23 protein-coding genes are annotated in these 24,587 nt (G+C 56.0%); 15 read left to right on the top strand and 8 right to left on the bottom strand.

What is annotated here, in order from left to right; all coding sequences use genetic code 11:
* Nucleotide 1 precedes the first annotated feature (1 nt).
* Genes ABH912_RS15190 through ABH912_RS15170 form a run of 5 tightly spaced genes read left to right on the top strand, consistent with a single transcriptional unit; the run spans nt 2 to nt 4,872 of the window.
* Complete coding sequence (locus ABH912_RS15190; protein WP_033061052.1) at nt 2-793, top strand: ABC transporter permease; 792 nt, start codon at nt 2-4, stop codon at nt 791-793.
* Nucleotides 793-1,992, top strand: coding sequence for an ABC transporter ATP-binding protein (locus tag ABH912_RS15185; RefSeq protein ID WP_429511046.1), 1,200 nt, complete (start codon nt 793-795; stop codon nt 1,990-1,992). Before ABH912_RS15190 ends, ABH912_RS15185 begins: the two co-directional genes overlap by 1 nt.
* A complete protein-coding gene (locus ABH912_RS15180) occupies nt 1,989-3,116 on the top strand; it encodes an acyltransferase family protein (RefSeq protein WP_033061055.1) in 1,128 nt (375 codons plus the stop codon). The genes ABH912_RS15185 and ABH912_RS15180 overlap by 4 nt, the downstream gene beginning before the upstream one ends.
* Nucleotides 3,117-3,133: 17 nt before the next feature.
* Nucleotides 3,134-3,964 carry a sulfotransferase family protein gene (locus ABH912_RS15175; protein ID WP_033061056.1) on the top strand — a complete coding sequence of 277 codons (831 nt, stop codon included), beginning with the start codon at nt 3,134-3,136 and terminating at the stop codon, nt 3,962-3,964.
* A gap of 14 nt (nt 3,965-3,978) precedes the next feature.
* Nucleotides 3,979-4,872, top strand: a complete 894-nt coding sequence (locus ABH912_RS15170; protein ID WP_082459261.1) for a glycosyltransferase — start codon at nt 3,979-3,981, stop codon at nt 4,870-4,872.
* Between the two features lie 31 nt (nt 4,873-4,903).
* Here the strand turns inward: ABH912_RS15170 and cysC are convergent, their stop codons facing one another.
* Entirely contained in the window at nt 4,904-6,736 is a 1,833-nt protein-coding gene (gene cysC, locus ABH912_RS15165) for an adenylyl-sulfate kinase (protein WP_429511045.1), read from the bottom strand.
* Nucleotides 6,737-7,064: 328 nt separating this feature from the next.
* A complete protein-coding gene (locus tag ABH912_RS15160) occupies nt 7,065-8,474 on the bottom strand; it encodes a PLP-dependent aminotransferase family protein (RefSeq protein WP_429511044.1) in 1,410 nt (469 codons plus the stop codon).
* Nucleotides 8,475-8,623: 149 nt separating this feature from the next.
* On the opposite strand from ABH912_RS15160, the gene ABH912_RS15155 reads away from it, so the two are divergent.
* The 10 genes from ABH912_RS15155 (at nt 8,624) to ABH912_RS15110 (ending at nt 17,932) form a co-directional block, all read left to right on the top strand.
* Nucleotides 8,624-9,724, top strand: a complete 1,101-nt coding sequence (locus ABH912_RS15155) for a hypothetical protein (protein WP_429511043.1) — start codon at nt 8,624-8,626, stop codon at nt 9,722-9,724.
* Nucleotides 9,725-9,766: 42 nt separating this feature from the next.
* Nucleotides 9,767-11,050, top strand: a complete 1,284-nt coding sequence (locus tag ABH912_RS15150) for a biotin carboxylase (protein ID WP_429511042.1) — start codon at nt 9,767-9,769, stop codon at nt 11,048-11,050.
* A 50-nt stretch (nt 11,051-11,100) separates the two neighbouring features.
* On the top strand, nt 11,101-11,595 hold the full coding sequence (locus tag ABH912_RS15145; RefSeq protein ID WP_033061063.1) for a RidA family protein: 495 nt from the start codon (nt 11,101-11,103) through the stop codon (nt 11,593-11,595).
* A gap of 83 nt (nt 11,596-11,678) precedes the next feature.
* The gene (locus ABH912_RS15140) at nt 11,679-12,146 is read left to right on the top strand and encodes a cupin domain-containing protein (protein ID WP_429511041.1); all 468 of its coding nucleotides are present in this window, start codon (nt 11,679-11,681) and stop codon (nt 12,144-12,146) included.
* A gap of 226 nt (nt 12,147-12,372) precedes the next feature.
* Nucleotides 12,373-13,017 (top strand): glutathione transferase, encoded by a 645-nt coding sequence (gene yfcF / locus ABH912_RS15135; protein ID WP_429511040.1) that lies wholly within the window; start codon nt 12,373-12,375, stop codon nt 13,015-13,017.
* A gap of 31 nt (nt 13,018-13,048) precedes the next feature.
* Complete coding sequence (locus ABH912_RS15130; RefSeq protein WP_429511039.1) at nt 13,049-14,401, top strand: KamA family radical SAM protein; 1,353 nt, start codon at nt 13,049-13,051, stop codon at nt 14,399-14,401.
* 24 nt (nt 14,402-14,425) lie between these two features.
* Nucleotides 14,426-15,298 (top strand): branched-chain amino acid aminotransferase, encoded by an 873-nt coding sequence (locus ABH912_RS15125; RefSeq protein ID WP_429511038.1) that lies wholly within the window; start codon nt 14,426-14,428, stop codon nt 15,296-15,298.
* A gap of 21 nt (nt 15,299-15,319) precedes the next feature.
* Entirely contained in the window at nt 15,320-16,078 is a 759-nt protein-coding gene (locus ABH912_RS15120) for a TauD/TfdA family dioxygenase (RefSeq protein ID WP_033061071.1), read from the top strand.
* Between the two features lie 67 nt (nt 16,079-16,145).
* Nucleotides 16,146-17,105: a diiron oxygenase gene (locus ABH912_RS15115; protein WP_429511037.1), complete on the top strand. Its 960-nt coding sequence runs from the start codon at nt 16,146-16,148 to the stop codon at nt 17,103-17,105.
* Nucleotides 17,106-17,119: 14 nt separating this feature from the next.
* Nucleotides 17,120-17,932, top strand: coding sequence for an N-acyl homoserine lactonase family protein (locus ABH912_RS15110; RefSeq protein ID WP_429511036.1), 813 nt, complete (start codon nt 17,120-17,122; stop codon nt 17,930-17,932).
* A gap of 105 nt (nt 17,933-18,037) precedes the next feature.
* On the opposite strand, the gene ABH912_RS15105 is transcribed toward ABH912_RS15110, so the two are convergent.
* The 6 genes from ABH912_RS15105 to ABH912_RS15080 form a co-directional block, all read right to left on the bottom strand.
* Complete coding sequence (locus ABH912_RS15105; RefSeq protein ID WP_429511035.1) at nt 18,038-19,468, bottom strand: PLP-dependent aminotransferase family protein; 1,431 nt, start codon at nt 19,466-19,468, stop codon at nt 18,038-18,040.
* A gap of 246 nt (nt 19,469-19,714) precedes the next feature.
* The gene (locus tag ABH912_RS15100; RefSeq protein ID WP_429510463.1) at nt 19,715-20,920 is read right to left on the bottom strand and encodes an ISL3 family transposase; all 1,206 of its coding nucleotides are present in this window, start codon (nt 20,918-20,920) and stop codon (nt 19,715-19,717) included.
* 165 nt (nt 20,921-21,085) lie between these two features.
* Entirely contained in the window at nt 21,086-21,790 is a 705-nt protein-coding gene (locus ABH912_RS15095; protein ID WP_429511034.1) for a hypothetical protein, read from the bottom strand.
* Nucleotides 21,791-22,051: 261 nt separating this feature from the next.
* The gene (locus ABH912_RS15090; protein ID WP_429511033.1) at nt 22,052-22,234 is read right to left on the bottom strand and encodes a hypothetical protein; all 183 of its coding nucleotides are present in this window, start codon (nt 22,232-22,234) and stop codon (nt 22,052-22,054) included.
* A 64-nt stretch (nt 22,235-22,298) separates the two neighbouring features.
* The gene (locus tag ABH912_RS15085) at nt 22,299-23,816 is read right to left on the bottom strand and encodes a sensor histidine kinase (RefSeq protein ID WP_429511032.1); all 1,518 of its coding nucleotides are present in this window, start codon (nt 23,814-23,816) and stop codon (nt 22,299-22,301) included.
* Nucleotides 23,813-24,529: a response regulator transcription factor gene (locus tag ABH912_RS15080; protein ID WP_033061418.1), complete on the bottom strand. Its 717-nt coding sequence runs from the start codon at nt 24,527-24,529 to the stop codon at nt 23,813-23,815. The genes ABH912_RS15085 and ABH912_RS15080 overlap by 4 nt, the downstream gene beginning before the upstream one ends.
* Nucleotides 24,530-24,587: the final 58 nt, after the last annotated feature.

The following is a 24,587-nucleotide window of genomic DNA, read 5'->3' as shown; positions in this document are numbered from 1 at the left end:
AATGTTTACAGACGTAATCCGTTCTGGTTTCACTCTTGCAGTGCGGAGCATTCGCCTACAAATCAAGCAACATGCACTCGGCTATGCCTGGGTGTTGATTACTCCCGTGCTGTATGCGGCGTGTTACATATTTATCAAGCGCGAGTTGAGTGGTGGTTCAGCACCGACGGTTGATGGCGCGAGGGACGTACTGAGAGCGTTCGCGGGTATCACGCTGTTCCAGTGCTGGATTCAAATTGTTCAGGATATATCGGCATTTATTCGAACACACCGAGGGCTATTACGTGGAATAAATGTAGGGCCCATCCCATTTGTACTGGCCGTGGTGTTTGAGGGCATTATTGCTATCGCGATTCGGAGCCTGCTGATTATCATTGCGATCCCCATTCTTGGAGTACCCTTCCCGCTAGACCTTGTGTCTTGGGTATGGTTTTTCTTCAGCCTGCTCGCCTTGCTGATATCCGCCACAATGGTCGGGCTGTTACTGGCACCTTGGGCTGTTTTATATTCTGACGTGCGAAAAGCGCTGACGTCAGTCAGCTTGCCGATCATTCTGATTTCTCCAATCTTCTATCCCGCTGTTGAGCAGACGGCAGGAGCACTTTATTGGTTGAATATCTTCAATCCGATCGCGTCGCCTCTCGCTGTTATATCCAGCTCTCTGCGTGATGCACCTTCAGTTTATATGCTTCCTATGGTGTTGTTTACAGTCGGAGCACTGGTGATTTTATGTTGGTCATTTAAAATGTTGAATCGTCAAATTCCTATTCTTCTCGAGCGGATGGGCAACTAATGAGTGCTCTCATAGAGGTAAATGGGCTTTGGAAAAAATACTCAAGAAATTTGGGTTCGTCCGTTAAATATGCAGCAAAAGATTTGATGCGAGCAGCCTTTCTGGGAAAGGACGTGAATGCAGAGCTGCGTGAATCCGAGTTTTGGGCATTGAGAGATATGAACTTTTCCCTTCGCCGGGGAGAGGTTCTTGCGGTAATGGGGCACAACGGGGCTGGGAAAAGTACCTTGCTCAAGTGTATCGCGGGAAAATTGGTGGCCGATCGTGGAAGTGTTGTTCGTCACGGTGAGCTTGGTTATTTGCTGGAAATGAGTGCCGGGTTTGCGCAAACGATGACTGGCCGGGACAATGTTTCGGTACGTGGTCGTTTAATGGGTAAAAGTGGAAAAGACCTCGCTCGGTATATCGAGGAGGTTAAAGAGTTTGCTGATATCGACGTTTTTTTCGATTCTCCGGTCCAGTTTTATAGTTCTGGAATGAAATCACGTCTAGGGTTCGCTGCATCGTCGGTGATGACGCCTGATATTCTCATCATCGATGAGGTTCTTGCTGTAGGCGATTTGGCATTCCGGCTGCGGTGCTACGAACGTATCAACGAACTTGCACGCAATGCAGCGGTGATCTTTGTTTCCCATTCCATCGGTCAGGTCGCAAGACTGTGCAACCGCGGCGTCTATCTGGAAAAGGGGCGAGTGCTCTTCGATGGTGGCGTTCAGCAAGCTATTTCGCTTTATCAGGACAAGTTGGGCGACCAAAACGAAAAGAAGCGTGGACACGTTTACCACGCCGACCTTGTATCGTTTGATTTGAAAGTCAATGGAGAGCTTTTCACTCCAGGAAAGAGCCTGGGTTATGGTACGGCGATGGCATTGGACATTGACGTATCAAGGCTTGCTGACAATGTTCAAATACGCGTGCTTTTGAAAGATGCATCCCAGAGTGTGCTTATGGATTGGAATTCGGCACGATGTAATCTGGAGTGGCCTGAAGCAACCAGTATCCTGCATGTGGATTTGGGACGCGCTGAGCTTACGCCTGGTGCGTATTCTTTTTCAGTTCAGGTCATGAGCCCGGATGGTGTGGATCATGTGTCGCTATCCGAGTCGATTCCTTTCCGTGTAACGGGTGATTATTACTACGCGGTGCCGGTTCAACGTACGGCCCAGTGGTCGTTCAAGGAAGTCGACAGAGAGTCATGAGTCAGTCGTACTTAAAGGGCATGGATGGCCTGAGGGCCATCGGTGTGATTCTGGTGCTGATAGCGCATCTCTGGCCTCGCCCTGGAACAATGCTCGATTTCTTCCATTTTGGACGGGTAGGTGTCATCCTTTTTTTCGTGATCAGTGGCTTCCTCGTAGTCAGGTCCCTGCTGGATCTGCGGGGCAAGGTAGAAAGTAATTCAGGTTCGTACTGGGGGGTGTTGTCTGTATTTGGATTCAGGCGGGCGCTGCGTATCTTTCCCCTGTATTACCTTGCCTTGATTTTTTTGTGCTGGAGTAACGCTGATCCAGCGTTTATTGACAAGCTGCCTTGGCTGGTTTTTTACGGATCAAATTATGGTCCTCTATTCGATATCAGCTTTGACAGCGCGGACCATTTTTGGACATTAGCGATAGAAGAGCAGTTTTACTTTATTGTCCCTTTCCTGGTTATTTTTTTTACTCGGAAGCGCTCCTGTGCCTTGATTATCGGCATCCTGTTTGTGGGTATGTTAATAAAAATCCTCTCGGCCTACTGGTTAGCGTCCCATGGGGTGCAAGGACTCTGGAATAAGGTGACGCATCCCGTGTGGGGTTGCGTTGAAGGGCTGTGCTTAGGAGCTTTACTCGCTTACAAACCATCCCTTGGTACCAGGTTTGGAAACAAAAGCTGGATGTCGTTGGGTATTGTTTTGACCTTTTGCGCGAGTGCCTATCGATACTTTAATTTTTCGGATATCAATCAGGATCCGTTTTATACCTCTTTCTCGCATATTTGTTTTGCACTGCTCTCGTTCACATTGGTGGCCCATGTTATTGCGGATCAATCAGGCCTATTGGTCAGAATGCTTGAGTGGCCCGCCTTTAGATGGCTTGGTCGCGTGAGCTACGGGGTCTACGTCATTCATTATATTGCGAGGCCCTATGGCGCTTCGCTGCTCTCTCACTATCCAGATCTTTTTCCCTCAGCCTTGCAGCCCTATCTATTATTTTTTGTGGTTGGGGTTTTTTCTATCGCATTGGCCAGCATCTCATACATTTTTTTTGAAAGACCGTTATTGTCGCTAAAGCGATTCTATGCAGAGGATCGCGTGGGCGGGCTCTCGGTTAAAGTAAATAATTAATTAGGAATCATGTTGAAATGGATATGTTGCGCTCTCCTCTCTTTGTCGGTGGTGCCCCGCGCAGCGGCACCACGGCGTTGTTGCAGGTATTGAACTCCAACGTCAACGCTTATGTGTCGTCCGAAGAGAACCTTCTGAATATGATCAAAGTATTTGGCAAGACCTTGGGGACTCGTGAGCGCAGGGCATTGACATTGGCAGGAGGGATGCGTGAGCTTTCTGAGCGCGAAACGCTAACGGCTAACAATATTCACAGTCATAACTTTACCGAAAAGTCGCTCTGGCCTGCTATCCGCTACTTGTACAAGTGGCATCATAAGCAATCCAATAGTGATCAGCCTCTTGTTTTATGGGGCGACAAACTGCCTAACTATTACAAGGAACTGGATACAGTTCTAGCGGTTCCGTTGGTTAAGTATCTGCACATCACGCGTAATCCCTATGATGTAGTTAATTCAATGCTCAGACGTACCGAGTTGTCGAAGCAAGGGAAAGACTGGTGGAAGGCAATCACTGATGTAGAAAGTATGATTGACGCCTGGGCGAGTGCCTATAAGGCGATGCGCAAGGTTGAATCGGCTACGAACACGTTGCATATACAGTATGAAAGTATGGTTTTCGAGTTTGATAAGACGATCGCGCAGATAAATTCATTCCTTGGAGTTGATTTTACGTATCAGAACGTAATGGTCGATGACCCGGCCAAGCATTATGATCGGAGTTATATTACTGATGAGATTCAACAGTTGATTGACTCCAATGTTCACGTCATGCATTACGTCAAACGATTTTCCGGCAGTGTCGATTATCCGAGTGTTGCGGCTTCGCTTGGCATGTTTAAACGTTGATTAAGGGGGGCGAGATGACTGTTCCTTCAGGATGCCCTGATGACACGATTCGTATTTTTGTTGCAGCAACTCCTGCGGAATGGTTGCCCATGCGAGTGCTCGAATATTCGATTCGTGAACACTCGACGCTCCGTATTGAACTGTCGGCTATTTACTCTCATAAACGTGACATTCCAAAACCAAAGGCTCGGGAAAATCAGGCGCGCACGCCATTTTCATTTCAGCGTTTTCTGATACCAGAGTTGTGTCAATTCACCGGTCGAGCCATTTATCTTGATGCGGATATGCAGGTATTACAGGATATCGCTGAACTTTGGGAACACCCACTTGAAGGCAATCACCTGCAAACGGTGAGCAGTGCGAATAATGGAAGACGGTCGCAGTTTAGCGTTATGCTCTTGGATTGCGCACGTCTCGATTGGAAGGTCGAGGATATTATCGCTAGGTTGGACGACGGCTCACTGGATTATCAATCGTTGGTATATGATATGAAAGTTGCCTGTGAAATTGGTTACGGCATTCCATTGAAGTGGAATTCCCTTGAGGCTTACATACCTCAAAAAACAGCACTTATTCATTATACTGATATGAACACCCAGCCATGGGTTTCGCTTAATAATATAAATGAAGGTCTTTGGGTTTGCTGCTTGAGAAGGGCGATAGATTCAGGTTTCATCAGCAGAGGCGAGGTCCTGCGAGAGGTCGAAGCAGGCCATGTAAGGCCGTCGTTGCTGGCCCAGTTGGACGCTAATGAGTACTCCCGCCGGCTGCCCGGAATAACCCTGTTATGGAGGGACTTTGGATTCCGGCCACCTTATTATCGTCTGCACGGTGGCTGGATGAGAAAATTTAGATCCAGGGCTTTCCATTACTTAAGTTTATTTCGAGCCATGGTTCGCCGCTGCTAAAGCCAACGCTTAAAAGTCTAAAACTAATTTTTCAACGTCTGCTGGTAGAGAGTAATTGACTTAGAATTTTTTCAATTCCTGCATCTACGCTATCTTCTGCGGTATCGATTTCTATATTCGCGGCCACGGGAGCTTCGTAAGCGCTGCCCACTCCAGTTAAATTTGGTAGTTGACCTGCTCGGGCTTTCTTATAAAGCCCTTTTACGTCGCGGGCCTCGCAAATCTCTAAAGAAGTACTTACGAATACTTCTATAAAGTTATTCTCCCCTATCAATTCCCGAGCCATTTTTCGTTCTTGGGCAAACGGCGAGATGAAGGCCGTCATTACTATTAGCCCAGCATCCAGCATTAATTTGGCTACCTCTGAGATTCGACGGATATTTTCTACCCTGTCAGCATCGGTGAAGCCCAGATCTTTGTTAAGCCCTTGACGAATATTATCGCCATCAAGCAAATAAGTATGATGGCCCAAGCGATGCAAGGCGACTTCCAGTGCATTCGCCAAGGTTGACTTACCTGACCCTGACAGGCCGGTAAACCAGATAACTTTGCCCTTGTGACCGTTTAATGTTGACCTTTCTTGTGCAGTAACGGTAAGGGCTTGTGCATGGACATTGTCAGCGCGTCTCAAATTATGTTTCAGCATGCCGAGCGCTAAGGGTCTTTGAGTTAGGTGCTCCTTGAGGATGAAGGTGCCGAGTGCTTTGTTGTCTTCGTAAGAGGCTGTTGCGAGAGAGTGAGTTGTTGCCAGTGTGCAGACAACTACGTCGCCGTATTCTATTGTTGTTTTGGCTTCGTGGGCCAAGGTGTCCAGGTTAATACGGTGCTTCAGGTTTGTTATTGATATGTTGCACACCTGATTCGCTAGTTGAACTTCGTAAGATCGTCCAATCAACCCTGGCTCTTTGTCGGTCCAGACAAGTGTTGCCTGGAATTGGTCCGTCGATTCCAAAGGGTTTTGCGCCAAGCTGATAACATCGTCAGCTTCGATTTTTATATCAGCGTCCAAAGTGAGGGCCAGAGACGTGTTCTTGTTAGCTTCAAATACATCACCTTGCGGTCCGATCAATCCGGTAACGATGGCTTTACAACCGGAACGTGTCACACGGATCTCATCACCTATTTTTAAGGTGCCTGAGGCCAAGTAACCGCTGCACTGTTGCGACCCAGCTGATGTTTGAGGCGATTGATGAATAATGAAAACTGTTTTTTCGTCGACCATGGAAGGCAAGTTTATGCTTTCGATCCAAGTCAAGAGACCGCTGCTGGGAAGTGCTACGTTGCCAGGTGTTTTGGGATCGTCGGGTAACCGTAAAGCTTGAGCGGACTTGAACTCCAATGGTTTTATTGCGCGGGAGAGTTCTAGTGTTATAGCGTCATAGGCGCTTTCGGGAGAGGTCGATAAGTGCGGGGTATAAATAACCAGAAGCAGGTGTTTGATACCCAGGATCGAGAGTATGTTTAGCCTTGAGCTCAACAACTCGGCTGATCTCTGATCATCATCGACGATGACAACGGCCCATTCGGCATTTGTAGCATCGATGAGGAGTTCGTTGATTAGTAATGAGGAAGCAATACGTTCACTGAAGACAAAGTTGCCATTTGTTGTTCGCAGAAGACGATCTGGCAGGGCGCGGGACGGTAGGCCCGTCGCATCGTCTAAGGGGATACTCATCGAGCTCAATGAATTCAAGTGCGGTGCCTCAGGGAGGTTCCCTAGCAGGCGCTCAGAGTTCGTCGAGGAAAAATTGTTTATAAAAACCCGGACAGGTGCGCGCTCAGTAGACTGCGAGGTTTCTTTTGCAGTGGAAGTCTTTGAAGGGAGTGGGGGCAGGCAAGGCTTCGTTGCGTCTTCTGAGAGCATTTCTAATTTCCTTATCCTCAGGTAGTGATATTTGGTCGAGCTAGAGCTAAACAAGTCGTTTTTACCTGGGGAATGGCGAAAGCCCCGGTAAAGAGGTTTTTCAGGAAAAACGAACCGTTGCTGTGGAGTAATCGTATATCGGTGCCTTTTGGGAAAAGCGCGAAGCATTTTCAGGGGCCCTGCGCAGCGGCGTCAAGAAACATACCTGAGTGATGATGTTACGGTTGTGCTGCCAGGTTCGCGTTTATCAGTGATAACAGCGTTCGATACAACGTGATCGCCCGTCTTCGGCAGCTGCCACATGGAATCGCTTTGTCCACGAGAGTGCTCAGCTATCCAGCAACCGAAAGAACCGTTCCCGCACCTGGCTGTTATCGCTGTGCGCCACGTTGAAACGCAGGAAGTGGCTGGCGCTCGGCGCTTTGCTGAGCAGGTTGCCGGGCGCCAGTACAAGGTCGATTTCCAGGCCTTTCCTGGCCAGTGTTTCGGCATCCAGCCCTTCCGGCAGACGCGTCCAGATAAACAACCCTTCCCCCGGCAGCGAAGACACTGAGCAACCTGCCTCCTCCAGCCAACTCGTCACCCGACTGCTCGACTCGTAAAGCCGGTCCACCGTGCGCCGGGTATGTTTGGCATAGCTGCCATCACTGAGCATCGTGCAGATAATCTGCTCCGCCAGTTCCGAGGTCATGCCACCGGCGGCCATTTTGAGCGCAACCAGCCGCGCAGCCAGTTGCGGTGACAGTACCGCGTAGCTGACACGGCTGTTAGCCGTCAGGGTCTTGGAGAAACCGGACACGTAGCTGACATTGTCCAGCCCGCCCGCTGCCAGACGCGGCGTGCTTCGTTGCTGCAAGTCGCAATACAAATCGTCTTCGACGATGTGGAAACCATAGCGGTGGCTCAACTCCAGCAAGCGATAAACCTGCGCCGGGGTGAACGAATGCCCGGTCGGGTTGTGCAAGGTATTGTTGGTCATGTAGAGCACGGGACGATGGGCAATCAGCAGTCGCTCGAAAGCCTCAAGGTCCATGCCGTCACTCCCGCGAGGGATGGTGATGACCCTGACACCATGCAACGCCAGATTGGTGTGCATGGTGAAGTAACACGGATCGTCGAGCAGCACGGTGTCGCCGGGTTTGACCAGCAGGCGCATCAGCATGTCGATGGCCTGCACGGTGTTGGCCGTGGTGATGATCTGGGCCACCGGCACTTCGATGCCCAAGGCCGCCAGCTTGACTTGCAACGCCTCGCGCAGCGGCAGATAACCGCTGGCGACGCCGTATTCGCCCATGCGCAGGGAGGTTGCGCGCAACGTGCCGCGCACGGCTTTCAGCAACTCTTCAGCCGGCAGCCACGAGGACGGCAGGAAACCGGCCCCGGGGCGCAGCGCGCCATTGTCCAGCAGCACTGCGCGGCGGACCACGCTGAGCGTGTCTTGGGGTTGCAGGTCCGGGCCGGCATCGGTCTTGATCGGGGTGCTGGAACGGTGCACGTAATGCCCCGAGCCCTGGCGTGAAACCACCAGACCCTTGGCCCGCAAGCGGTCCAGAGCATCCACCACCGTGGACTTGCCCACGTTCATCAACTCGGAAAGTTCGCGAATCGGCGGCAGCCGGGAGCCGTGAGGCAGGCCTCCGTGGCTGATGGCCTCCGATAACTGATCGACGATCTGCTGAACCAGCGGTACACCCTGCTGGAACTCGATGGCGGCGATCACTGCACGCTGAACCTGCATTTTACTGGTCTCTCCGGCAGTAAAGTTCGTTGGATTCTATACGAACTTGCTCTGATGAAAACAAACGTCTCTCTCTACCATCACCTTACAGACTTTCTTGATTGTCAGCGCCTGTGGCCTTGGCAATCGCTTGGTTCCAGAGGTGTTGCATGAGTGTAGAAACAACGGTCGCCATCGCCAAACCGGTGATTAACATTCGCCTGTTCACAATCCGAATCATCACGGCCGTGTCGCTGTTTGCCGTGCTGGGCAAGGCCAACGTCTGGCTCGACACCGCCACCAACAGCATCCTCGCCCTCGGTTATCGGGCCTTGCTGTTGCTGTTGCCGTTGACCTTGTTGGTGTTGGGCCGGCGTTCGCTGAGTGTCACGTTGCTCTGCGCCGCCCTCGGATTGGTCCTGCTCGCGGTCACCAGCAACCAGGGCATGGTGATGTTCGCCGCCGCGTTGTTTGCCTACGGCATCGCCATTGCCGGTTACCTGATCAAGAGCGAAGCCGCCCAGACCAAAGAGGGCGCGGCCTACAACCGCGTCGCCATGAACATGGGCAGCCTGCTGGCGGGGTTGATCCTGCTCTCGCCCCTGTTGACCCCAAGCATGTTTTTCCTCGGCGCCGCCGCTTTCGTACTGCTCTGTTTGCCCATCGCCATGGGCGCAACGTTCACCACTCAACCGGTCGTTGCCCACCCGGTGGCCCAGGACGGCAGCGGCTGGCGCAACAAACTGCCGTGGGTGATCGCCGGCATCATCATGGGGATCAAACTGTTCGGCGTGTTTTCGATCCTGCCGCAAGCCATCCTGCTCGAAACCGGTGAATTACCGGCCTGGTATGGCCTGATGCTGATCCTCAACAGCGCGGTGGTGGTGTTCGCTCAGGTGCCGATGATGAAACTGATCGAACGCACCGGGCGCTTCAAGGTGGTCGCGGTGATCGGGATCATCGTCGGCGGTTTTGCGGTGCTTTCGTCTCCGGCCGCTTTTCACGTCGAAACCCTCGCCGGCGCGTTGATCTGGGTGGCGCTGCTGTCCCTCGCCGAATGTGCGTTCAGCTACCTCGATTACTTCTCCGTCAAACAAAACAACATGTTCGTCAAGGAAGTCTCCCTCGGTGTCGGCGCCGGGCTGACGGTGCTGATCATGCGGGTCGTGCCGCCGCCGTACAACGCACTGGTGCTGGCCGCCATTGGCGCGGGCGGGATCCTGGCCTGGTACTACCTCAACCGTAAATCCAATGCGTCGTTGCACGACTGACTCAGCGCGGTTGCGCTATTCACTTCACAGGTCGGAGGCTTCATGAATACGACATCATGCGTAGTCGTGGTCGGGTACAACGGCAATCGGGTTCACGACATCCAGAAACTGCGCGAGCTCTGCAAAACGCTCTATAACGCCCGGCTCATCCTGCTGGTCGACAAGATTCAGCCCGATGACGAGCAGGTGGCCGATCACGTCTGCAGCACTTCACTGGCGCCCGAAGCGGTAGCGGCCTCCCTCGAACTGGTGGTGGGCTGTCTGAACGCCGATCGCTGGAAGCTGATCGGGGTTCTGCCTTTCTCCGACCGTGGCGTGTTGCTCGGCGCCGCGCTGGCTTCCCATTTCGGTCTGCCCGGCATCACCCCGGGCGAGGCACGGGCGGGGCTGGACAAGCAGATCTTTCGCAAGCTGGAAGCGGCTGCCAGCACTGCACCGGAGCATTACCGGCCGGTGTTTTCCGCACGCATCGAGAGCCTGCCGGAACTGCGCCAGCGGGTCATCGAACTGGGCGGCAAGGCATTTATCAAACCGGCGTGTGAAGGGGCGAGCAGAGGGTGTCGGGTCATCCATCATCCGTCCGAATGCGACGAGGCCTGGCACGCACTCAAGCCGTATCGCGAAGGCGGCATCGTGCTCGAAGAGCTGATCCAGAACGCCCGGGAATACAGCTGGGATTACGTGGCCGGCAGCACTTGGGTGACCGAAAAAACCACCACCGAAGGCGCCTATCGCGCGGAAATTCAGCAGGTGGTGCCCGCGCCGTTGACGGCCGACGTGCAGGCTCGATTGGCGGCTGCGGGGCATCACATGTCCGGGCTGGTCTCGCTGGATAACGGCGCCTACCACAACGAAGTGTTCCTGCGCGCCGACGGCCTGACCTCGGCAGTGGAAACCAACATGCGCCCCGGTGGCATGCACATCTGGGACCTGGCCCGTCTGGCGTTCGTGGATTTCGATCCGTGGGAACGCTGGGTCAGATGGGCGGTGGAAGGCAAGACCGAACACCACGATCCCGTCGCCCGGGGTTATTGCGGCATCCGTCTGCTCAGGGCGCCGGCCGGCGGTCTTTTACGCGCCACGCCAGACATCGAATCGCTGGCCCGGAAACTGAACATCGAACTGGTGGAAGCGGTGTATGCCAAGCGCGTCGGTGATTCGGTCACGGCATTGGTGAAGGACAACACCTCATTCATCGGCCACATCGTGTTGTTCAGCAAGGACTACGGACAACTCAGCGACAACCTGTTGCGGCTGGCAGAAGCGATCGAGTCTCGCGTTGAAGTCACGTGCCTGGCACCGGCGACGAGGGCTTCTTGTGGTTGAGCCGGTGGGGCCTGCGTTTTTTTGCATTATTGATTCAGAGGGTTTGGTAAATGATTGAGCAAAAGAGCTGTGATGAGCGTTTCATCGACCTGGCAAAAGAGCTCGGCTATGACATCTACGGCGAGAACACCGCCGGCGGGCATTATGCTCCGCTGGTTCGGCATCACGATGAGCTGTACATCAGTGGCCTGGTGCCGCGCATGAACGGCAAAATCCAGTACCCCGGCAGAGTCGGCCTGGAATTGAGCATGGCGGATGCTCAAACGGCAGCCAGCATCAGCGCGATGCGCGGGCTGGCGCTGATCGTTGATGCCATTGGTTCGCTGGATAAAATAAAGTCGCTGATACGGGTAACGGTCTATGTGAAATCCACAGCAGACTTTGTTGATCTCAGCGAAGTGGCCAACGGCGCGTCGGATGTATTCAGTCATGTGTTGGGTGACGCCGGTAAACATACTCGAACGACCGTGGGTGTTTATCAATTACCGAAAAATGCCGCGATAGAAGTGGACATGATTGCAGCGCTGAAACCGTCAGCGTTATAAGTGTTAGTTGTTCGGCTTTACAGCGCTGAATGGTTGGCCTAAGGTTCGGTCATTAAAGTCGACAACATAAGTTGGAACTCGTGATGAATAACGTTCAAGGTGCGTTTTTTTCATATAAGGACTTTCGCCAGAGTTTGCACCAGCCACCGGTCAGTGCACAGGTGTGGAAGAGGGGTGAACTGACAAACATGCGTCAGAGCCTCGAGGCCAGCGAAGTCGATATTGTCGCGCTGGCTCACGACAACAGCATCGAAGGTTGCAAGTTGACGCCAGGGATGGCGGTGTCCATGCAATGGTTAAAACCGGGCGCGGTGTTGAACGGGCATGCTCATTCGTGGTGGCACCTGTTTATCATTCAGTCCGGCCGCGGCGCGTTGACCTTGGGCGATGCCGATGAAGTGAGCGTCAGCATGGGCGATGTGCTGCTGGTGCCGGCATGGACCCGGCACGGTTTCGTCAACACCAGCGATGACGAGCCGCTGGCGATGCTGAACATGAGCAACATGCCGCAAATGGCGTCGCTCTCGAGTCTGGGCGATCGCCAGGCCTGATCACTGTCCAACCGTCATTTTCCCTTCGTTGCACACCAGGGAGTCAGCGTTCGCTGACTCCCTTTTTCTTTTCTGCGACCCTGAAAAATCCTCCGGGCGACCTGCGTTTTTGAACTTTCTGTATCGATAGAAACAGATAATTTCTGTATCTGTTCAGCGCTTGAGCAACTAACTACGATCACTTCCAAGGCAACGGATTAATGTGGTTAATGCAAGGGAGCGTTCTATGGAAAGTGCAAAGCTTAAACTGTATGTTGGTGCGGATTTTGTCAGTGCCTTTGCGATGTCGGCGTTTGTTGCATTGAAGGAAAAGCAACTTCCGTTTGAACTGGTCACGCTGGATTTGAAGTCGCGAGAAAACTACCAGGCGACTTACCGTAATCTTTCGCTGACCTGCAAGATTCCCACGCTGGTTCACCAGGATTTCGCATTGTCGGAATCTTCGGCCATTACCGAATACCTGGAAGAAATAGCGCCGGGGCATAACAAACTATTACCGCAGGACATCAAACAGCGCGCCCGCGCCCGTCAACTCCAGGCCTGGTTGCGCAGCGATTTGTTGGTCATTCGCAAAGAACGCCCGGCAGACCTAATTTATTTCGGCAAAAAAGATACCCCGCTGTCCGACGATGCCCTGGCCGCCGTCGACCGGTTGTTCTTTGTCGCCGATCGATTGCTGGAGGGAGGCGCCGAGCATCTGTTCGATGACTGGAGCATTGCCGACACCGACCTGGCAATCATGCTCAACCGACTGGTCGCCAATGGTGATCAGGTTCCTTCCCGACTCGCCGCGTATGTCCGCCGCCAGTGGGATCGCGACAGTGTTCGGGCATGGATGGACATAGAGCGCGCCGCGCCGGCCATCCAGTAAGAACTGCCAGCCAATCACCAGGAGCGCTGCCATGCAGGGAATGTCGGAGCAGGAACGCTACAAGCCCTATAACTCACGCACCATTCGAGACACACCGTACTGGCAGAAACTGACGCCAGCGTTGCAGGAAGCCATGACCGTCGTGGCCCGGGTCATGCCGTTTCGCACCAATGAATATGTACTGGGCACGTTGATCGACTGGAACAACATCCCGGACGATCCGATTTTCCGCATGACCTTTCCCCACAAGGACATGCTGCTCCCGGACGAGTACGCGTCGCTCAAGCAACTGATCGAACGGGATGACGCCGTCGCCATCAAGCGGCGGATCGAGGCGATCTGGTTGCGCATGAACCCGCATCCGGCCGGGCAACTGACCCACAACGGCGCGACCCTCGACGGAAAAGTCCTACCGGGTATTCAGCACAAGTACCGCGAAACCGTGCTGTTTTTCCCCGGCGCCGGTCAGACCTGCCACGCCTACTGCACGTTCTGTTTCCGCTGGGCGCAGTTCATCGGCGAAGAAGAACTCAAGTTCAATGCGCGCGAATCCCAGGAGCTGGTGAGTTACCTGCGGGTGCACACCGAAGTCACCGATGTGCTGATCACCGGAGGCGATCCGATGATCATGAACACCCGTTCGCTGGCCGGGTACATCGAGCCGTTACTGGATTTGCCCCACCTGAAAAACATCCGCATCGGCACCAAATCCGTGGCGTATTGGCCGCAACGGTTTGTCAGCGACAAGGACGCGCCCGAGCTGCTGGAGCTGTTTAAGCGGATCGTCGCGGCGGGGAAAAATCTCTCGATCATGGGGCACTACAACCACCCGGTGGAGATCCGTCAGGACATCGCCCGCCAGGCCATCGAACGCATTCGTTCCAGCGGCGCGACGTTGCGCATGCAGGCGCCGGTGATTCGGCACATCAACGAGAACCCTGCTGATTGGGCCGCGCTCTGGACCGAAGGCGTGCGGCTCGGCGCCGTGCCTTATTACATGTTTGTCGAGCGCGATACCGGCCCCAGCCATTACTTCGCGATGCCGCTGGCCCGGGCATTCGAGATCTTTCAGGCGGCGTATCGCACGGTGTCCGGATTGGCGCGCACGGTTCGCGGTCCGTCCATGAGCACCTTCTACGGCAAGGTGTTGATCAACGGCATCGAAACCGTGGCCGGGGAAAAAGTCTTCGTGCTGCAGTTCCTCCAGGCACGCGATCCGCAATGGGTGTTGCGCACGTTCTATGCGCGCTTCGATCCGCAAGCGACCTGGTTCGATGAGTTGCGGCCGGCGTTCGGCGAGCGTTTGTTCTTCTTTCAGCCCGAGCCTGATCTTGTGGTTGCGCCGGCGCCCGAATTAATACCGGTTCTGCTCGAAACGGCGTAGGACGATTCATCAGGAGATATGGATATGAGCGGTATCCCGTTTGATCAGCGAGAAGGTTTCATCTGGCTCGACGGCGAGTTCGTCGAGTGGTCCCAGGCCCGTCTGCATGTGCTGACCCACGGCCTGCATTACGCGAGCACGGTGTATGAAGGGGAGCGTGTCTACAACGGCAAGATCTTCAAACTGCGCGAACACAGCGAGCGTTTGTATCGCTCGGCTCAGTTGATGGATTTCGTCATTCCCTATGAGCTGGCCGAGCTGGAAGCGGCCAGCCATGAGCTGCTGCAACGCAACAACGTGGTCGACGGCTATCTGCGGCCGGTGGCCTGGCGCGGCAGTGAAATGATTTCCACCTCGGCCCGCTTCAACAGCGTCCATGTGGCGATCGCCTGCTGGCAATGGCCGAGCTATTTCGACCCGGCCGGGCACATGGCCGGCATTCGCTTGAAAACCGCCGAGTGGCGTCGTCCACCACCGAGCTGCAGCCCGTTTGAAGCCAAGGCATCCGGGCATTATCAGATCGCCACGCTGAGCAAGCACGATGCTGAAAACAGCGGTTACCACGACGCCTTGATGCTCGATTGGCGCGGCAACGTTGCCGAAGCCACCAGCGCCAACGTGTTCTTCGTCAAAGGTCGGACGTTGCACACCCCGGTGCCGGATTGTTTCCTCAACGGCATTACCCGTCAGACCGTCATCGAACTGGCCAAGGCGCTGGATTACCAGGTGGTGGAGCGAACCATTGTTCCTACGGAGCTTGGCGACTTCGACGAGTGTTTTCTTACCGGTACCGCTGCCGAAATCACACCCGTGCAGCGCATCGATGAACATCACTATCGACCGGGCAACGCCTGCCGTGAATTCATTGCCGCCTACACCTCAACCGTCAACGCCTGATAAACCGCCAGGAATCTCACCATGTCAGATCAAGGGATTGTTGCGTCTAAACCTTACGTTTCACTGGGCCACCGCCACGAAGAGTTGTCGGCGCGAGGCTGGACAGTGCTGACGCCGGACGAGTTCGCCGACGATGTGCTCGGCACGCTGCATGAGTTCGGCCCGGTCATTCCGCAATTCAACGGGCAGACCGCGTTCGCCATCACCCGCAAGCCGGGGTACGAAGACTTGCCGTATTCCCAGAGCATGAACGGCATCGGCCCACACACCGAAGCACCGGTATATGGACCGCCGCCGCGCTACCTGGCGTTGCATTGTCATCAACAGGCCACGTGTGGTGGCGGGCATACAGGGCTGGTGGACGGTTATGAATTGCTGGCGTTTCTCGAACGCACCGACCCCGAGTTGCGTGAATGGATCGACGACACGCCTGTGGAATTCGTCGCTACCGCCAAACCCGGTGAAGCCGCGCAACGCCGGGTCAAGGAATACATCCTGACGCCTACAGAGGACGGGGATATTTTCCGCTTCAGCTACAACCAGTTTCACTACGGCGATGTGAATCCTTCCAAGGAAGCGCTGCTGCACTCGCAAGTCACCAACAGCGCCTCGCCACTGGCCAGGTTTGCAGTCCTGGGCGAAGCGTATTTCGTTGAGCACAACACACCGGTGCTGATTCCCGACGGATGCATGCTGATTTGGGACAACTGGCGAATGATCCACGCCCGTAGCCGATACACTGACCCGGCGCGAAACCTGACCCGCTATTGGCTGGCCTGATTCATCCGTCGCCCTTAATTCTATTGGCGTACCCGTCATCGGGTACGCGTCCTACAGGTATCGCGTCATGCAAACAGCAATCGAGATCGCCAAGGTCGATCATCAACTGGTCGTGCGACTGAATCAGGCGTGGACCAAAAGAGCCACCGTGTGTGCACCGGACAAGGCCGAGGCCAGCGAAGCATTCGACCCGACGCGCCCGGATTACCCGGAGTGCATGGTGCCGTTTTTCCATCATCCGAAATTCCAGGCCCTGAGCGAAGAACTCAAAAGCACCGTGGTGACCTGGGGCTGGATCGGCTACAACCTGCGCACGGTGACCGCCGAAGAACACGTGGTGAACCCGGCGCTGAGCGTCATCGCCAATCAATACCTGGGCAAAGATGACTGGCACTTTCGCGAGGCCATGCAACAGACGTTGATCGACGAGCACTACCACACTCTCATGCACCTGCGGGCCATCGAACGGACCAAGCTGGAGCGGGCGCTCGATCAGGATCTGGATCTGCCGCCGTCGGTCACCTACCTGCGGCTGATCGCCCTGCGCGAAGAACTGCCGGAGCAGTGGCAGCGCGACCTCGCGGCGATCACCTTTGCGGTGGTGGCCGAGATCAGCGTCAACGCCTATCTGGATTTGCTGGCCGATGACCAGAGCATTCAACCGCAAAACCGCCGCGTGGCCGAACTGCATAACCGCGACGAATATGCCCACAGCAAGATTCTCGCTGAAGTGGCGAAGGTCATGTACGCGAACATGCAGCCGACCCAACGGGCGTTTTTCGCTCGCACGTTGTCGGTGGCGCTGAGTGCCTTTGTCGCCCAGGACTACTCGATGTGGGAGGCGATTCTCACGCAGCTAGGGGTCGAGGATGCCGCGCTGATCATCGCCGACACCCGGGAGAGCAACAAGAACGCCACGATCATGCGGGACTACAGTGGCCTGCATCGTCTGGCCCAGGATCTGGGGATCAGCGACGAGATCGATTTCGACTTCCGTCCGACCCTCAAAACCACTGCAGCGGCCTGAACCAGGAGGTGAATATGTCCGTTCCTGTGTACGAAGTATTCGCGATCCGTGTCGGCGCCAATGCCCAACGCACCGCCCGGGAGAACTTTCTCTACGATGCCTGCTGCGGCGATCCGAATGCGTCGATGCCGTTGGATTATTACTTCTGGGTCATTCGTAACGAGCAGCAGGTGATCGTGGTCGACACCTGTTTCCAACCGGCCACGGCAGACCGGCGCAACCGTCAGATGTATCGCCTGCCGGAAGAATCCCTACGCCAACTGGATATTGATCCGGCGCAGGTCGACAACCTGATCCTCACCCATTTGCACTGGGATCACGCTGGCAACCTGGGGCTTTTCCCCAAGGCCACGGTGCATTTGCAAGAAGCGGAACTGCGCTTCTGCACCGGGCCGAAAATGGCCCATCACACGGTGAACAAAACCTACGAGGTCGACGACGTGATGTCGGCGCTTCCACCGCTGTTTGAAGGCCGGATGCGCTTGCACACCGGCACGGTGGAGGTGGTTCCCGGTGTGACGTTGCACCCGGTGGGCGGGCATACACCGGGTAGCCAGGTGGTGCGGGTGAACACCGCGCGCGGGTGGATTGTTCTGGCCTCGGATGCCGCGCACTTGTGGGCCAACATCCGTCAGCGCAGTCCGTTTCCGATTCTGGATGATCTGGCGCAGACGCTTGAGGCGTTCAGCTTGATCGACAGCCTGGCCGACGGCGAGGATCACGTCATCCCCGGTCATGACCCACTGATTGCCGAGCGCTTCCCGCATTGGAATGACGATCCGCACATCATTTGCCTGCACCAAAACCCAATCTGCCCCCAACGCTGAACCCTGTAGGAGCGAGGCTTGCCCGCGAAGAACGATTACGCGGTCGGTCAGACTGACCGCATTATCGTTCTTCGCGGGCAAGCCTCGCTCCTACAGTGGGGGTGTTCATCGCTGGTTTTTGAGGAGTTGGCCAAGGGTCGCCAGCGCTTCATCTATCCGCGGTGAATACGGCGCGCCGCAACCAATGCGCACAAAGTGATTGAAACGCTGGGCGTTGGAAAAGATATCCCCAGGCGAAATCTGGATGCCGGCCTTCAATGCCTCATGGAAAAACGCCATGGATGAATGGTGGCGCGGCAGTTCCACCCATAACAACGTACCGCCTCGAGGGGTGGTCACGCAGGTGCCGGCGGGAAAGTAGCGAATGATCGCCGCGCTCATTTGCTGGCGTTGTTGAGTCAGGATTTTCCTCAAACGGCGCAGGTAACGTTCGTAGGACGGTGTCTTCATGAACGCACTGACCGCCAATTGCGACAACGCCTCACATCCCCGGGACTGGGTGTGTTTGAGCATTTCCACGCGGTCGTGCCATTTCCCCGCGCTGATCCAGCCCAGGCGAATGCCCGGCGCCAGGGTTTTGTTCAGGGAGGCGCAATAGATCACGTTGTCGGTGCGGTCCCAGTGCTTGAGCGTGGACAGCGGCTGCTCGGTATCCACCAGATCGCCATAGGTGTCGTCTTCGATCAACACCGTGGCGTGCTCGGCGCACAGTTGTACCAGCCGCGCCTTGTTGGCGTCGGGCATGATGCTGCCCAGCGGATTTTGCAGGTTGGGAATGACGATCAGCGCCTGAATCCGTTCGGGGCCTTGGAGCAATTGTTCAAGGGCGAACAGATTGATTCCGGCGTGCGCAGTTGCCGGAACTTCCAGCACCCGCAGGTTCAGACTTTCGAGAATTTGCAGCAAGCCGTAAAAGGTCGGTGACTCCACAGCCACGGTGTCACCCGGTTGGGTGACCGCGCGCAAGGCCAGGTTGATCGCTTCGGTCGCGCCGTTGGTGATCACGATCTTTTCCGCTGGCAGGTTGGACTTTGCGGTCAGCGCCCGTCGCGCAAGAATGCTGCGCAATGTGCTGTTGCCGCAGGTGGAGCCCGCCGCGCCGAGCAAGTGCGGATCGTGACGCAGCGCCTTGATCATATGATCTTGCAGGATCTTCAACGGATAGAGTTCCGACGCGCAGAAGGCACTGGCGAAATTGACCTTGATCGTCGCGCGCTGACTGGCTTTGAGGACCGATGACACCTGCTCGTGAATGCCGACGTAGACACCGGTGTCCAGCGGCGGGGGAGACGTGATCGGGATGGGTTTTCGCAACGTATCGGGCTGGCGAATGTAGTTGCCGGAGCGCGGCCGGGCTTCCAGCACGCCACAGTCCTCGAGTTCACGACAAACCTGCACGGCGGTCGACAGGCTGACGGCGTGTTTTTCCATCATCAGCCGAATGGAGGGAAATCGTTCACCGGTTTTCAAGGTGCCGCTGCGGATCGCGTCGAGGTAGTGGTTGGCCAACTGACGGTAAAGGGGAGTTGTGTTCATGATGACCTCAGCAATCGCACCACTGAAGTCTTGGGCTGGAAAGTGAGTTGACGCTCCCTGCAGGCGGACCCGTGGTGCTGAAGGGTTAAGGAAAAGTGTTTTTCTGGCGCCGAATCACCGTGGCATGAGTGCCTTTGGGCATTGATTGCCGAACGGGGTGGCACTTTGCAACTGTCTTGGTGTGGGCGATGACGACAGGAAGGGGAATTGTGGATTTTATAAAATCACGGGCAATAAAAAGGTTCTTCACGGATTACCGGGAAAGACGCTCTTGATCTTCATGAAAAAGAATTCGCTATCCCTGTAGCCGTACGCCATCCGTTTGATGACTTTGATTCGATTGTTTATTCCTTCCAGTTGGCCCGTATGCATCGGCCAGCGAACGCGACTTACGATGCCCCTCCAGTAACCCTTTAGCCGTTTGGCGAACTGGATCAGAGCCGGTATTTCACTTTCATTGGCATGGCGCAGCCATTGCTTCCAAGCGGATCTCCAGTCCCAGGCGGTACTCGGCGTCCAGAGCGTTTTGAGTTCAGCCTTCATCAAATAGACCGTCATCAACGATTGGTTAGCCGCCAGCAAATCCTGCAAGTGAACCTGCTGTTCCGGCGTTTTCAGGTTCTGCGGATTGCGCAGCAACAGCCAGCGCGCTTGTTTGATGACCTTTCGAGCAGGCTTGTCATGGCGTAGCCGATTAGCTTCGTCGACGCGGACCCGATCAATCACCTCTCGGCCATATTTAGCCACCACATGGAAGAGGTCGTAGACCACTCGCGCGTTCGGGCAGTGTTGACGAACCTCCAGGTCAAAAGCGGTGTTCATGTCCATCGCCACCGCTTCGATTCGAGCGCAACCCTCCGGCCCCAGTTCTTCAAAAAATGGCCTGACCGCCGCCCGGCTACGGCCTTCGCCAATCCACAGAACCCGTCGTGTATCGGCATCCAGCACCACGCTGGCGTAACGATGACCTTTGAACAGCGCGAACTCGTCCATCACCAGGCGGCGCGGCTGCGCCTTCGGCAGAATGCTTAACGCCGCTTGCAAGGCTCGACGCTCCAGCAACCGAACGGTGTCCCAATGCAGCCCAAACATCTGAGCCACGTGTAGGGTGGGAAGGCGCTCGCAGGCTTGAATGACTGCACCGGCCAGGCGGCGCGTCATGCGGGCATAGCGATCCAGCCAACTGACGGCCTCCATGCGCTTGCCGCAATCGCGGCAGCCAACCCGCCTGAGCAAAACGCTGAGGCGCACCGCGCGACCGAGAATGGGCAAATCACGAACGGTTCGCTCGCAATACTCGTGCGTGGTTGAACAAGGTTTTTGGCAGCCACCACAGGAAGGGAATCGGGTGGTGTGGGGAATCAGGTCGATCTGTAGCGCGTCACCATCAGGCTTGATCGTGACGACAGAAAAGCCCTCCCAAAAAGGAAGGAAAGTATTAATATCGCGCATAAGAACGCCGGTTTGTTAGATGTGTTTGCTCGCACGAACATCATCAATCAAATCGGCGTTCTTGTTTCTGTGTTTCCCGGGATTCCGTGAAGAACCAATAAAAAGCCCCGCTCTAGGGCGGGGCTCTTGGGTCAGTGGCGCTGAAAGCGCTACTGATGGAACGTGTTACTGCGCGGCGATGCTGAAGCCATCGAACGCGGTTTGCTGCTGAAGCGCGGTGATGATGTTCTTGCGGTTAACTGCTTGTTCGGCCCCGGCGTTGTCCAGGAAGGTCTCGCTTTCCAGCTCCGCTTCTTCGCCTTCGCCGACGAAGGTAAAGCCCAGGAACTCCAGTGCCTCACGGTCAACGTTCAGTCGCGAACGCGGGGTGCGCAGCGGCAGCGTGACGCTGATGCCGTCTTTGCTGATGGTGAACACTTCGACATCTTTCTTGGCGCGAGCAGCCTTGCTTTTGCTACTGCTCGGGTTGCTGATGGCCTGGTGGGTCTGGTTCAGCACTTTCAGTGCGAGGCCATAGACCAATTCCTGAAAGGCCGGGTCGTCCTTGAAGCTGGAGAGAATCCGGCTGATCGGGAATTTGCTGCTCAAGTCTTCCAGGGCGGCAATGTCGGCAGCCTCGGCGTCCTTGAGCTGCTTGAGTTCGCCCATCAAATCGTAGGCTTTATCGTCGTCGAAGCTGTCGTGAGCGTGGCGAATCGCGGCGCGCAGCTCGCGGATCTGGTCGCTTTCCCGGGTGGACTGGAAAGCGTCCAGGACCATCTCGCTGATGGTCTTGGCCTGGGGCACGTGCTGTGAAAGATTGATGGAGTTTTCGTATTCCGCTTTGGACGACAAGGTGACTACGGATTCAGCGGTATTGGAATCGGACATTGAAATTTCACTACTTCTTTTAACTTGGATTGAGGCGAGAAAGCTCTGGGCCTTTTCAGGCCGCCTAATCTATTGGACCGAGGCGGCGTTGTCACGGATGAACAGGCGGCTGATCATCATTTTTGGCACAGCGGCTTTTAACCGGCGGCTATCGGGGGGCGATTTGCCTGAAGTGTCAGCAGCAGCCGATAAAACTTCAACGCCCGACCGCTGATCAGTCCACAGACAAAACCCGAAGCCGACGCCTTGAGCAGCAACATCTCAAGAGTGGCGGTTCAGCGTCAGGTTCAGCGAATACAGTGACCAGACCAGCAAAATCGGCGCTGTGACGAACAATGAAGTTTTGCTTTCACGGGTCGGGGACAGGGCTTTGACACCGTAGTAGCACAGCAGTAGAAAAATCGCGTACACCCACAATGGGGTGTTTTGCAGGGTGTTGAGCATCGTGCAGCGTCCTTGCCGAAATGGGTGCCGGGATATTAGCCGTTGCTGCAGCCCTGGCAGTCGACTATTTCCCCAGCGAATTCAGATTCATCGACCGCACCGCCAATTGCTCGGCCGTTTGCTGATCCACCGCCAACGAAAAGCGGAAGGTCGCGCCGCGGCCGGGAACATCAACCAGCTGGATCTCGCGGCCGTGCAATTGCAGGATCCGGTGCACGATCCGCAACCCCAGTCCGCCGTCACGCCGTGCGCCGCCAATGTTGAACGGGCGCAGGAACAGACCTTCGCGCAGTTCGGCAGCAATGCCGGGGCCGGTGTCGCTGACGGTGACTTCGATAAAAGGTCCTTGAGGGCGCAGGCTGAGCTCGACTTCTCCCCCTTGCGGGGTGTGACGCAGGGCGTTGTCGAACAGGTTTGTCAGCACCCGCTCGATCAGGCCAAGGTCGGCGCAGGCCGCCGAAACATTGGATGCGAAGGTGGCCTTGAGTTCGACGTGACGCGCCTCGGCCGTCAGTTCGAACTTCTGGAAAATGTCCTGCACCAGATCGGTCAGCGAGAAGCGCTCCAGTACCGGTTGCACGAAGCCATGTTCCAGGCGCACCAGTTCCAGCAGCGATTGCGCCAGACCACCGACCTTGCGGCTTTGATCCAGCGCGATGCCCAGGTAACGGCGGCGGTCGGCGGGGGACAACGTGGCGTCCTTGAGCGACAAGGTTTCCAGATAACCGTGCAGCGAGGCCAGAGGCGTGCGCAGGTCGTGGGAGATGTTGGCCACCAGTTCGCGGCGTTCCTGATCCTGGCGGGTCAATGAGCGCCATTGCTCGCCGAGGCGTGCCTGCATCTGCCGGAAGGTGGCGTCGAGTATGGCAATTTCATCGTGGCTGGCGGCTTTTTCCATCGGAGCGGATGCAGGTGGCGTTACCGGAGCGCCATCAATGTCGAACCGGCTGACGGTTTCGGTCAAACGGCGCAAAGGTCGGGTGATGAGGGCGAATGCCGTGAGACCGGCAATCAGGCACAGCAACGCCACCAGCCCGATGGACAACAGCGCGGTATTCAGCGCGGCGCTGGTGGCGCCGCGTTCGGCGAAGCGGTCGTGTTCTTCGCTGAGCAGCACTACATAGAGATAACCCACCTGTTTGCCATTGACCTGCAATGGCGCGGCGCTGAACACTTTGCGGCCATCGACGCTGCGCGGATCGTCGCCGAGAATCGGCAGGGCATCGCCCTTGAGCAGACGCTGGATCGGCGTCAGGTCGACCCGCTCCCGATGTATCCGACCCTCGGGCGCAGCACTGCCGACAATCCGGCCCTCGGGGTCGAGCAGATAGACCTCGACACTGGGATTGACCAGCATCAGTTGGCTGAACAGGTCGCGCACGGCGTCGGGCATCAGGCCTTGGGTGTCCATCAGCACGGTGTCATGGGCGATGTGCCGGGCCAGATCCCGCGACAACCCTTGCACCACTTCCAGTTCATGCATCTTGTTGGACCGCACCTGCATCCAGGCCGACGTGCCGCAGCACACCAGCAGCAACAGGGCGAATACCAGAGACAGGCGCTGAGTCAGGGTCAGTTTCACGTCTGCTCCTCCCTGGCCGCGAATTTGTAGCCGCGTCCCCACACCGTGAGGATGCGCGCCGGTTGCGCCGGATCGGCCTCGATCTTTGCCCGCAGGCGGTTGATGTGAGTGTTGACCGTGTGCTCGTAGCCTTCATGGCTGTAGCCCCAGACGGCGTTGAGCAGGTCCATGCGCGAGAACACTTTGCCGGGCTGACGGGCGAAGAAATACAACAGGTCGAACTCCCGTGGCGTGAGGTCGAGGCGGCGACCGTCAAGGGACACATCGCGCGTGATCGGGTCGATGGCGAGGCCGTCCGTGATCAGGCTGCCGGCGTCCATTTTCAGGTTGCGGGCCATGGCGTCGACCCGTCGCAACAGGGCTTTTACCCGGGCCACCAGTTCGAGCATCGAAAAGGGTTTGGCCAGGTAATCGTCGGCGCCGAGTTCGAGCCCGAGAATCCGGTGCACTTCGCTGGAACGCGCACTGGTAATGATGATCGGTGTGTAGCGGGCCATGGCGCGGGCGCGGCGGCAGATTTCCAGGCCGTCGACGCCGGGCAGCATCAGGTCGAGGATCAGTGCGTCCCAGCTTCCTTGCTGCAGCAGGCGCATGCCTTCATCGCCATCGGCGCAGTGCACCACCTCGAACTGCTCATCGCGTAGATGCAGGCAGATAAGGTCGGCGATATGCAGGTCGTCCTCGACCACAAGGACGCGTTTGGTCTGTTCCATCAAGCTCAATCCTTCGGCGCAATGAGCGCATTGTGCGGGTTTTTCGGGGCCTGAGTTA

Source organism: Pseudomonas sp. BT76 TE3572 (assembly GCF_050435365.1).
Lineage (GTDB): Bacteria > Pseudomonadota > Gammaproteobacteria > Pseudomonadales > Pseudomonadaceae > Aquipseudomonas > Aquipseudomonas fluorescens_W.
Note: the sequence above shows the minus strand (reverse complement) of the source record. Positions and strands in the feature narration are given on the sequence as shown.